General features: G+C 47.2%; 9 protein-coding genes. 5 read left to right on the forward strand and 4 right to left on the reverse strand.

Features of this window, described 5'->3' with window-relative positions; all coding sequences use genetic code 11:
- Window positions 1-880 (forward strand): ACR3 family arsenite efflux transporter (arsB, locus tag VN379_RS15275; protein WP_325535350.1); only part of this gene is annotated, 880 nt, incomplete at its 5' end.
- 86 nt (window positions 881-966) lie between these two features.
- Here arsB and VN379_RS15280 read toward each other — a convergent pair.
- Both VN379_RS15280 and VN379_RS15285 read right to left on the reverse strand, forming a co-directional pair.
- Complete coding sequence (locus VN379_RS15280) at window positions 967-2,142, reverse strand: MFS transporter (RefSeq protein ID WP_325535352.1); 1,176 nt, start codon at window positions 2,140-2,142, stop codon at window positions 967-969.
- Between the two features lie 58 nt (window positions 2,143-2,200).
- A complete protein-coding gene (locus VN379_RS15285) occupies window positions 2,201-2,692 on the reverse strand; it encodes a GNAT family N-acetyltransferase (protein ID WP_325535354.1) in 492 nt (163 codons plus the stop codon).
- 196 nt (window positions 2,693-2,888) lie between these two features.
- Here VN379_RS15285 and VN379_RS15290 point away from each other — a divergent pair, with 196 nt between their 5' ends.
- The 3 genes from VN379_RS15290 (at window position 2,889) to VN379_RS15300 (ending at window position 5,795) form a co-directional block, all read left to right on the forward strand.
- Window positions 2,889-3,698 carry an AraC family transcriptional regulator gene (locus VN379_RS15290; protein WP_325535356.1) on the forward strand — a complete coding sequence of 270 codons (810 nt, stop codon included), beginning with the start codon at window positions 2,889-2,891 and terminating at the stop codon, window positions 3,696-3,698.
- 259 nt (window positions 3,699-3,957) lie between these two features.
- Window positions 3,958-5,202, forward strand: a complete 1,245-nt coding sequence (locus VN379_RS15295) for an MFS transporter (RefSeq protein WP_325535358.1) — start codon at window positions 3,958-3,960, stop codon at window positions 5,200-5,202.
- A gap of 53 nt (window positions 5,203-5,255) precedes the next feature.
- On the forward strand, window positions 5,256-5,795 hold the full coding sequence (locus VN379_RS15300; RefSeq protein WP_325535360.1) for a MerR family transcriptional regulator: 540 nt from the start codon (window positions 5,256-5,258) through the stop codon (window positions 5,793-5,795).
- Window positions 5,796-5,835: 40 nt separating this feature from the next.
- Here the strand turns inward: VN379_RS15300 and VN379_RS15305 are convergent, their stop codons facing one another.
- Complete coding sequence (locus VN379_RS15305; RefSeq protein ID WP_325535362.1) at window positions 5,836-7,293, reverse strand: nitrilase-related carbon-nitrogen hydrolase; 1,458 nt, start codon at window positions 7,291-7,293, stop codon at window positions 5,836-5,838.
- 150 nt (window positions 7,294-7,443) lie between these two features.
- Between VN379_RS15305 and VN379_RS15310 the strand changes: the two genes are divergently transcribed.
- The gene (locus VN379_RS15310; RefSeq protein ID WP_325535364.1) at window positions 7,444-7,812 is read left to right on the forward strand and encodes a metalloregulator ArsR/SmtB family transcription factor; all 369 of its coding nucleotides are present in this window, start codon (window positions 7,444-7,446) and stop codon (window positions 7,810-7,812) included.
- Window positions 7,813-8,028: 216 nt separating this feature from the next.
- Here the strand turns inward: VN379_RS15310 and VN379_RS15315 are convergent, their stop codons facing one another.
- Window positions 8,029-10,638: a heavy metal translocating P-type ATPase gene (locus tag VN379_RS15315; RefSeq protein WP_325535366.1), complete on the reverse strand. Its 2,610-nt coding sequence runs from the start codon at window positions 10,636-10,638 to the stop codon at window positions 8,029-8,031.
- Between the last annotated feature and the right edge of the window lie 133 nt (window positions 10,639-10,771).

The raw sequence follows: 10,771 nt of genomic DNA on the forward strand, positions 1-10,771 counted from the left end.
GAAAATTGATTTTTCCGCTATTGCGAAAGTCGGCGACAAGCCCAAAGGGCTCCTGATCACTTTGTTTGTCAATTGGGTAGTAAAGCCGTTCAGTATGGCCTTTTTGGGCTGGCTGTTCTTTAAGCAGCTCTTTATTGGTCTGATTGGAGCCGATATGGCCAATCAATACATGGCAGGCGTTATTATTCTGGCAGCAGCGCCCTGCACGGCCATGGTGTTCGTGTGGAGCTACCTGACTGACGGCGATCCGGCCTATACGCTCGTACAGGTGGCCATTAACGATCTCATTATGCTGGTGCTGTTTGCGCCGATTGTCATGTTCCTGTTAGGGGTTTCCGATATCGTTGTACCCAAAGACGTGCTGTTCATGTCGGTGTTCTTATATATTGTCATTCCGCTGATTGCCGGTTATCTGACCCGGCGGGTGCTTATCTCCTCGCATGGCGAGGAATGGTTCAATACTAGGTTCCTGGCCCCGTTAAAACCGGTGACTATTATCGCCCTGTTGGTGACGCTTATTATTATCTTTGCCTTCCAAGGAGAAGTGATTACTAATAACTGGTTCAGTATTGTGTTGATTGCCATTCCCATCCTGATTCAGGTCTACTTTAATTCGACGCTGTCCTATGGTTTGGCTAAATACTTCAAAGTGCCTCACAGCATTGCCGCACCGGGAGCGTTGATCGGCGCGAGCAACTTTTTTGAGTTGGCGGTAGCGGTGGCGATATCCCTGTTCGGTTTGCAGTCCGGGGCCACACTGGCGACAGTGGTGGGCGTCCTGGTGGAAGTGCCGGTCATGTTGTCGGTGTGCAGCTTCTGCAACCGGACCAAGCACTGGTTTGATACCGGAGTGAAAGAAGTGGATAAAGCACAAGGGTAGGTGTAAAGAGGGGTAGCAGGGTAAATGCCTGCTAAGGATATAAGCCAAATGCTTTAGGGGGAAATTTCCAGGCTTATACAGGCCACCTAGTGAAGTATTAGGTTGATCTTTGGTCGATTGAGCAAATAAAAGCTGGTCAAGGCCAAGATACCTGCCCCCAGCAAAACGTTTCCCACTCCAAACAGACTTGTCAGATAGCCTCCAGCTAACATGGAAATAATGGCGGGAGGGGTCAGTAGCGCGGTGACTGAACCATAAACTCTTCCCCTGATTTCAACCCGTGTTGCTTTATCGCGCAAGGAATGAAGACCTACAAGTGTTGCATAAAAGACAATATAACTAAAAAAAATAACAATCAGTGCGGCGTAAAAGTCGTGCAGCAGGCCGAGAATGATAAAAGAAGCGTAATGAAGAGACATTCCCCAGAAAATCACTGACGAATAAGGCACTCGCTTAACCACCCAGGGACCGGCCAAACTGCCTAGAATGCTTCCCAGTCCAATGGTTGTCATGAACAATCCATAGTCTGTGTCACTTCCTAAAAGATAGGATTTAATATAAATCACAAATAATGAAACCTGCAAGCCAATAAACAGTCGCCACAAAATACCTACAGAGAGCAGAAATCTAACATCAGGGTTTCCTCGCGTATATTGCAGGGCTTCTTTAAGGTTGATCATAATTTTCCGCTCTCTTTTTATTGTGTTTGCAGCCGGTAACCGGATTCTGATGCAAACTAGCGCTGACAGGCAATAGATCATGCCTGTGCAATAGAACAATGAGGCTACACCCCAGGCAGCACTGGCAGCTCCTGCCAGCACCGGGGCGCATACTTTAGCTGAATTCAGTAAAATTAACACCAGTGAATTACCACGCAAATAATTGTCTTGCGTCATGATTTCGGTCATCAGCGCTGTTCTGACATTGGCTATAAAAGTCAGAAATACTGCAATCAAGAGCCAGATTAGGTAAATCCAGGCAATGCTTGATTGAAGGGCCATCAAGGTAACCAGACAGCCTGTGATAGCGGTTGCCCAGGCAAAAACTTTTGTTCTACTGTTCTGATCGGCGACAATGCCATAAAATGAAGCAAAGAGCCGCGGCAGAAATGTCAAAGCAGCAAAAAGCCCCACTTTAAAAGCGCTCTGACTCACTTCGTACACATAGATCGTCATACCAAAAAAGATAAATTCGTACCCGAAAGCCGACAACAGATAGGCAACCAGGAAGTTAGCCATATTCTTTTTGTTTGCTGTCTGCATGTTACTCCCCTCCTTACAGGCAACCTTTGTTTCTCCAGCCGATTGTTTCGTGTTTCCTCTACAAGTTTTTTTCCATAAAACAAACTGCAAACGGCAGATGCTGATATTTTTTACTTTCTATTTCCAAGAATCCGTAAGCTTGATACCAGCGTTTTAGCTCAATATTCTCATTCATTATACCGATAGAGATTTTGGTACCTCCCATTTGGCGCACATAATCGCAGACAAAGTTTATGATTTTTCCACCGGCCCCTTGTCGCCGGTAGGGGGGAAGCACTGCTAATTTCTCCAGATAATAAACAGCCTCATTCGATTTTTCAACAGCCACGAATCCGATTTGCTGTGTTTCCAGAAAAACTCCGAAAAACACAACACCTTTATTTCTAAGTTTGCCTAATCTGGCTTCATCAATAAACGCAGGATGCGTAGGGGCTGTTTCCGGTGTTAAAGCGAAGCTGGCTGCTACTGTCGAAAAAGCTTCCTGTATTACCTGTAGACTTATCTTCAACCCTAGCTCATTTGTTATTTTCCGGATCGCTAAACCTTCCATAGTACCACCTCCAAAACAGATTTTAGAATACTACCTGAGAGGTATGGCTGAATGAGAATTTTACCAAACTGTTTTGCTGTTTTGCTATAATAGGAGTACGTATTGTATTGTAACTGGGACAATGATTGTTTTATTGTATTTTCTTGCTGTTTATGAATGTAAATAAAGCATTGTATAGTGCCGGGCGGTGAATTGTGTGAATGAGAAGATCCAGTTTTTGCGGGCTAAGGATGTACCGGGTCTGGAGTTATACCGGAGCGCTTCTGTTACCCGGGCAGTCTCCCGGCACATCCACCGGGTCTTTAGCCTGAGCGTGGGGGAAGGGGGAGTAGGGATTCATGAGACTAGGCAGGGGAAGCAGTATATAACACCCGGCAGTATTCTGGTTGTAAATGTTGATGAGACACACAGCAGCAGCGTACCGGGCGGCTATACCTATTCAAGCAGCTCCATCCGGATAGATCCAATACTGCTCAGTACGCTGCTGCTGCAAATCACTGGCCGGCAGCATGAGGCTATCCACCTTCAGCAGCCGGTCATATACAATCAGGAACTGGCCCAACAGATTCGTATCTTACACAGACTGCTGGGAGAAGCCGGATCAAGGCTGGAAAAGGAATGGCTGTTACTGGATACTCTGGCGACACTTTATGCCCGTTACGCATGCGAAGGGCTAAAACCTGCTGCACACGGAAACGAAAGCACTCCGGTATCGCGTGTTTGTGAGTATCTGCAAGACTGCTTTAATAAAAATATATCACTGGAGCAACTAGCAGTTGTTGCGGGCCTTAGTGCGTTTCACTTATCCCGCGTGTTTACAAAAGAAATCGGTGTGCCGCCTCATACCTATCAGCTTCAGATCCGCTTGAAAAAAGCCACTGATTTGCTGGCTGCCGGTAAACCGCTGGTAGAGGTAGCCCTTGCAACTGGTTTTTGTGACCAAAGCCACTTTCAGAAAGCCTTTAAAAGAAAATTTGGCATTACTCCCGGACAATACCAATGGTAAATCCGGCCCTTAAAAAAGAAGCGCAGCTGTACTCATTAGTACGCTTCGCTTCTTTTTTGTGATTTAAAGCAGATGGTAGTATGCCGTACTGAAGCCCTATTTTTTAGATATATATTGACATGTCTATTACTTTATAGTTTAAGCTTCCTAATATAAGCTTAAATTGGCCGAAAGAGAAGATTTATTCTGGTGGTTCGCTCAATTCAGCTGCTAGTGTAGTATATTATGTAATTTTATTTTCAAAGTGAGGTGTATATAAGTGTTATTAATTAATCGCAGCTTTAGATTGCTTTGGTTTGGTCAGTTAGTATCACAATTAGGCGACAAAGCGTATAACATTGCATTGATGTGGTGGCTGTTTGAAAAGACTGCATCACCATTTTTTGTTAGTTCTTTTTTGATCGCCTCAATGCTGCCAGAATTGATTTTCGGTCCATTGGCCGGGGTGTATATCGACCGCTGGAACAAAAAGAAAATCCTGGTTGCCGCTGATTTTGCTCGTGGCATTATTATCTTAACGCTTGCAGCTCTCTATCAGTTAAATCTTTTGGCAATATGGCACATCTATATTGCCGCTTTCTTTATATCGCTCTGCTCGGCGTTATTTAATCCCACTACTATGTCGGTAATCCCCGCTGTTGTTGAAAAAAACGAACTTCAGCAGGCAAACGCTTTAAGTCAAATGATAGCAGGGGCGGTAGCAATCATTGGCCCGCTATTAGGAGCATCTAGTGTTGTCATGTTAGGTTACACGGGGGTGCTTATATTTAACAGCTGTTCCTATATAATATCGGGGATTGCTGAGGCTTTTCTGAAAATAATGGCAATAGATGCTGTCGTGAAAGAATCAAGCAAAGAATCAATATTTTTTAGCATGCTAGAAGGGTTTCGCTACATTCGCGGGGATCTGCGTGTGTCAACACTAGTAATTTTGGTTGCTGTCGTTCATGTGTTTGTAGGAAGTATTGCTGTTGCTATGCCTTTTTTAGCAAATATATTGAAGGGAAACGGTCTGAATAATTTGGGAATACTGCAAGCTGCCTTCGGTGGTGGAATGATTGTTGGTGCAGTTTATATTTCTAAATATGCGCGAAATCGCTTTAAAGGGTTACATCTCCTGTATGCTATCGTATGTATGGGAGTGGGAATTTTAATGCTGGGAGCACTGCAGCTAACCTATATCCACACAGTAGAACCCTACGCAATAATATGTATAGTAATAGGTATGTGTATCGCTGTGATAAGCGTGTTCTGGCGAACACTTGCTCAAATTTGTGTCCCGGAAGAAATGGCCGGGCGGGTTTTTAGTGTATTGTCTACTACCGGGGATATTTCTTTACCTATTTCGATGGGCGTGTTTGGTCTGCTGTTGAATTTTACAACTAATGCAGAATTACTTTCATTGGCAGGAGTTTTCCTAATTCTTATCGGAACAGGAATAGTATATAAAAGACGAATATTTTTTGAGGATATTACAGTTCCTAAGGGAAAAATACCGGAATAAATAGAACGTTGTATCTATCTATGTGTTGATGGTTTTTAGATGGGAGTGGGGTTATGATGTTTACGATTGGCAAACTAGCCCATAGGTTTAATCTATCCAGAAGTACGCTGCTATACTATGATTCAATTGGACTATTATCTCCTGCCGAGAGAGGCAACAGCAACTATCGGTTATATTCTGAAACCGATTGTCAGCGATTGGAGCAAATTGCTATATATCGGCAAGCTGGATTATCACTTCGACAAATTAAAGAAATATTAGATAATACAAAATGTAATATAGCGGCTAGCTTGGAAACAAAAATAGAAGAGATAAACGATGAAATTAATATGCTTAGGCAGCAACAGCATTTTATCATTCAGTTTCTACAGAATAACCAACTCTTAGAACGAGTAGGTATAATACCAAAAGATGCATTGGTCGAGTTACTGCAGTCCGCCGGAGTCGATGAGTGGACTCAGTGGAAATTCCATAATCAATTTGAAAAGAAATTTCCTGAAAAACATGAGTCATTTCTGCAATTACTTGGGCTGAATCCCGAGCAGATTATTAAAATCAGGGAGTGGTCACATACAGACCAATGTTTGAACTAGCGTTCAGCAGTTATAATAAGCGCAGCCGTTCTCCCGTTACCTATTGCTCCTCGTATCGTAGTTTCTTATTAGTTCTTTTCTGGCAGAGTTGGAATATGGTCAGCGTAGTTATAAGCAGACAGAGCCAGGCCAGCCAGTCGCCGGTCTGGCTGTACAGGGATTGGCCGCCGCCGAGCGGCACTTCGCTGAGCAGGCTGGCCTCACCGGCGGCCGTGCCGGTGACTGTTACGCCCAGGAGACGGCCCCGGCTGTCACTGACAGTCAGCAGGCCCCACTGGGCCGCACGGGCTATGGCATAATTGCCTTCAACGCCCCGCATGACGGCAATGCGGGCATGCAGCCAGCCGTCATCGTGGAAATCTAGCGCCGGCACAAACAGGATACCTGCTTCCTGCCGGCTGTATTCCCTGGACGGCTGGACAAAATCCAGATCCTTGCAGATGGCAATTCCAGCGCGATTGTCTATGCCGGTGTCCAGCAATGCGAGGTCTTTTCCTGGTGTGTACCGGTTTTCATAGGCTGGCAGCAGATGTTGTTTATGGTAGGAGTGGAGCAGAGATCCATCCGGGGCAAATACCAGGGCGGCATTGTACAAATGATCTTCCTGAAGGCTGAGCCCGGCAATGAGGGTGACTTTGTTTTTGTCTGCTGTCTGGATCAATACGGACAGACCCGCCTCACGGGCGGCGGGAGTTAAGAAAGCGATTTTTTCCGGTAGCAGGACAACCTGGGCTCCGGCGGCTGCCAGTGCGTCAGTGCTGTGGCTGTAGTTACGCAGGGTATTGGTTATGGATTCGATGTTCTCGCTGCGCAGTTCTTCTCTGGTTGCAGGTATAGCGGCCAGCCCGACTTTAAGAACAGGGCCATCTCCCGGCAGGTAGAGCCGGGAGATGCCAAAGAGGAGGACTGCCAGCAGTAACCCGCCGGTAAGCAGGCCTGTTACGTAATAGCTGCTTTGGTTCCGGCAGTGCCAGAGAACAGCCAGACTGGCGGGAATCAGCATGAGCAGAAAGGTAATGCCCCAGATACCGGTCAGGGAAGCCAGCTGGATGACTGGGAGATTGAAAACCTGGGTATAGGCCAGGCTTTCAAAGGTACCGAAAGAGGAAAAGAGTGAACGGACAAACTCATACGACGTCCAGAAAGCGGCAAAGGCAAATGGCGCGAAGGTCTGGTGCTTCTCCTGGACTAATGTGCGGAACAGCAGGACAGATGCAGTAAAAATGACCGCATTCAGCACGGTTGTGCCGGCAAAGAGCAGCGGAGGCAGGTAGCCAAACTGGTTCATGGCCCCGAGGACGTAAGCCGGGAACGCGGCAAGCGCCGCCTTCCCGGCGTGCACCTGTAAGGCATACAGGCATACCGGCAGCGGTGCGAGCCAGGTCAACAGCCAGTTGTCGTTAAATCCGGTGGAGTAAAAGAACAGCACAGCACTCAGGCTGGCAGCAATGAACAAAGGACGAGGAAAATAACTTGTTACGGTTTGTAATGCGGGCATATTGAGGCCCCCTTTTTGTAACTTTATTGGATAGTTTCGCCAGGTATGTGGGAAATCCTTTGGATATGACACAGCATTCAAAGGCAATTTCTTGACAGCCGGGACGAGAAAAGATATAGTTTACATGACTACATATGCAGGCGGTGTGTGATGAAAAAGTGTTCCTGTGATTCCGATATGTGTGAAGAGTTGTGCGAGCATCCCCAAACCGTTTGTCAGGCCAGGGGCGAGATGGTGCCGGAGGCGGATGTACAGCAAGTTACGGAAATGTTCCGGTTGTTGGGTGACATGAATCGATTTAAAATTTTGCAAGCGTTATCTAAAAGGGAATTATGTGTCTGCGATATTGCAGCAGTAGTGCAGATGGGCCAGTCGGCGGTCTCGCATCAGCTTCGGTTACTGCGCGGTGCCCGGTTGGTCAAATACCGCAAAGAAGGTACACTGGCCTGGTATTCATTAAATAATAATAATATTGCTATTTTACTGCAGTATGGGGTGGACCATGTCCGGCAAAATTAAGAATAGGTTTTGTGATAATGAGTAAAGGACTGACATGCGCAGAGCAGGTCAGTCCCTTTTTATTTTATTATATCGGCTATATACAACGCGTTAAAGTCTTGCAGTCGGGTGGTGTGTTGGCACAAGCGGAAGTCAAGCGCCAGCGGTGGAGCGTTGTCAATGCACCACCCGACTGCGCCTGCAAACTTCTTTAATGCGGAATATATAGCAAAGCTGTTAGCTTATCTTCTGCATTAAGCGCATGCCGTTCAGGGTTACCAGAATGGAAGACCCCATATCGGCCAATACTGCCAGCCATAAATCAACGAATCCAGCAAACGTTAACACTACAAAGATAATTTTGATGAGAATGGAAAAACCAATATTCTGCTTAATGACTGCGACTGTTTTACGGCTTAGGTTGATGACATAGGCGAGTTTTCCCAGATCATCGGCCATCAGCGCAATATCTGCTGTTTCCAGTGCCGTATCCGAACCAGCCACACCCATGGCCACACCAACATTAGCCGCCGCCAGTGCCGGGGCATCATTGACGCCGTCGCCGACCATTACGACATTGCCGAACTCTTTTGTCAGTTTTTGCACAGTAGAGACTTTGTCTTGCGGCAGCAGATCGCTATAGTACGAATCAAGACTGAGTGTTTTGGCGATGGAGCCGGCAACCCGGCTGTTGTCGCCTGTCAGCATCGTTACATGTTTCATGCCGGCTTGCCGGAGTGACCGGATGGCATTCTTACTGTTTTCACGCAGGGTATCAGCGACCGCAATCATACCCAAAATCTCTTTGCCGGAGCCGATGATCATTACCGTTTTGCCCTGTTCTTCCAATTCGATCATGTTGTCTTTAGCTTGTACCAGGCTCAAGCCCAACTCTTCAAATAAGCGCAGGTTGCCAATATAGATCGTTTGACCATTGATATCCGCTTGTGCGCCGCGACCAACCAAAGCCTTAAAGTTTACGGCTGGCTGCAGGGATAGATCCTTTGCTTTTTCGACAATGGATACCGCCAGGGGATGTTCAGACCATTTCTCAACAGCCGCTGCCTGGGCCAGGAGGCTCTGCTCATTATTATCACCCAATGGCAGAATATCGGTAACAACCGGGCGGCCATGGGTTAGGGTACCGGTTTTATCAAAGGCGATGGCTTGAATGGCGCCGATTTGTTCCAGATAAGCGCCGCCCTTAATGAGGACGCCATTGCGGGAAGAATTACCGATGGCTGATACAATTGATACCGGCGTGGAAATGACTAGGGCACACGGGCAGGAAATGACCAGCAGCACCAGTCCTTTATAGAACCAGGGAGCAAACTCCTGGCCAAAGAGGAGCCAGGGTATGATCATTACACCGGCGGCAACGAGCAAGACAGCAGGTGTATAATATTTGGCAAAGACATCGACAAATTGTTGGGAAGGCGCTTTCTGCGCCTGGGCTTCTTCGACAAGATGCATAATCTTGGACAGCGTCGAGTCAGCTGCAATCCGGGTTACCTCAATCTCTAAAGCACCGTGTTCATTGACTGTACCGGCATAAACAATACTACCAGTTGTTTTTTCTACAGGGAGTGATTCACCGGTAATGGTTGCCTGGTTGACGGCTGACAGGCCGCTTCTGACGATACCGTCCATGGCAATGCGTTCCCCTGGTTTGACTATAATGATATCGCCAATCACGATTTCTTCTACCGGCAGGTTTTGCTCGGCACTATTACGCAGTACCCTTGCTTCCGGTGGAGCCAGCTCCATCAGTGCCCGGATGGATTGTCTCGTTTTATCCATGGTGTATGTTTGCAAGGTATTACCAAAAGAAAACAGGAAGGCAACACTTGCACCTTCGCTCCATTCGCCAATGGCCGCAGCGCCAATGACGGCAACGGTCATGAGAAAATTCATGTCGAAAGACAGGGAGCGCAGGCCGTATAATCCGCTTTTAGCGGCATGGTAGCCGCCGATGATAGCCGCTATGCTGTATAATGGGATTAGTAGAGATTCACTGAACTGCAACCAGTCCAGGACAGTGGTGATTGCCAGCAGGATGCCGGATAGGATCGTTGCTTGCGTGCGCTTATTGGTCCACCAGGCAGTTTTCATTTCCGGGCGACGTGCACCCGATTCCTCACGCTCGGCTTTATATCCGGCCTGTTCTACAGCCTGCATAATGGCAGTTATGGCAGTTGTGTGCTCTACCGTCATTTTGCCGGCAGCAAAATTTACTTGGGCTAAGCTTACTCCCGCTAGCGCGGCAATTCGCTTTTCTAGCTTCGCGGCGCAATCACCACAGTCGAGGCCGGAAACCCGAAACACCGATTTGTGTCCTCCTGTTTGTCCCTGCGCCGGGGGAATGAGCGTGGCTTGATAGCCAAAGCCACTGACTGCTTTTTCAATCTGCATCGGCTGTATGTGAGAACTGTTGTAGGTTACTTTCATCTTTGCAGTAGCAAAATTGACTTTGGCGTCGGTGATGCCAGTGATTTTGCCAATGCCTTTTTCCAATTTGGCAGCGCAATCGGCGCAATCAAGACCGGCTACGGTAAAATTGCTGGTTAGAGTAGTAGCCGCGATTACGGTTTTCGTCTTTGCCTGTGGCAGTTCATCACTGCCACTGCAACAATCGCAAGCTACTGGCGCCAGGGTGGTTGCTGCAGTTCCGTCCGGGCAGCAATCACAAGCAGGCTCGGCAGCCTCTACGGGATTTGCCGGCGGACAACAACTGCAGGCTGCTGCCGGTTCAGGTTTGGCTGATTGTTCGGAGGCTGGTGAACAGCAGCTGTTCTGGCAGGCTGTTTTCTTGGGCAGAATATTTCCTGACATCTTTTTGAAGTTCATATTGGTTCACTTCCTATCCATGTTTAATATGTTCTATACCTGGATACAGCCGATTGGCCCATTTCCACACTTGCTGCGATAGCACTGAAACATAATGCCTGGCGGAACAAGTAGTATCTTCTTAATTATATTA

It is taken from the genome of Sporomusa sp., assembly GCF_035561255.1.
Lineage (GTDB): Bacteria > Bacillota > Negativicutes > Sporomusales > Sporomusaceae > Sporomusa.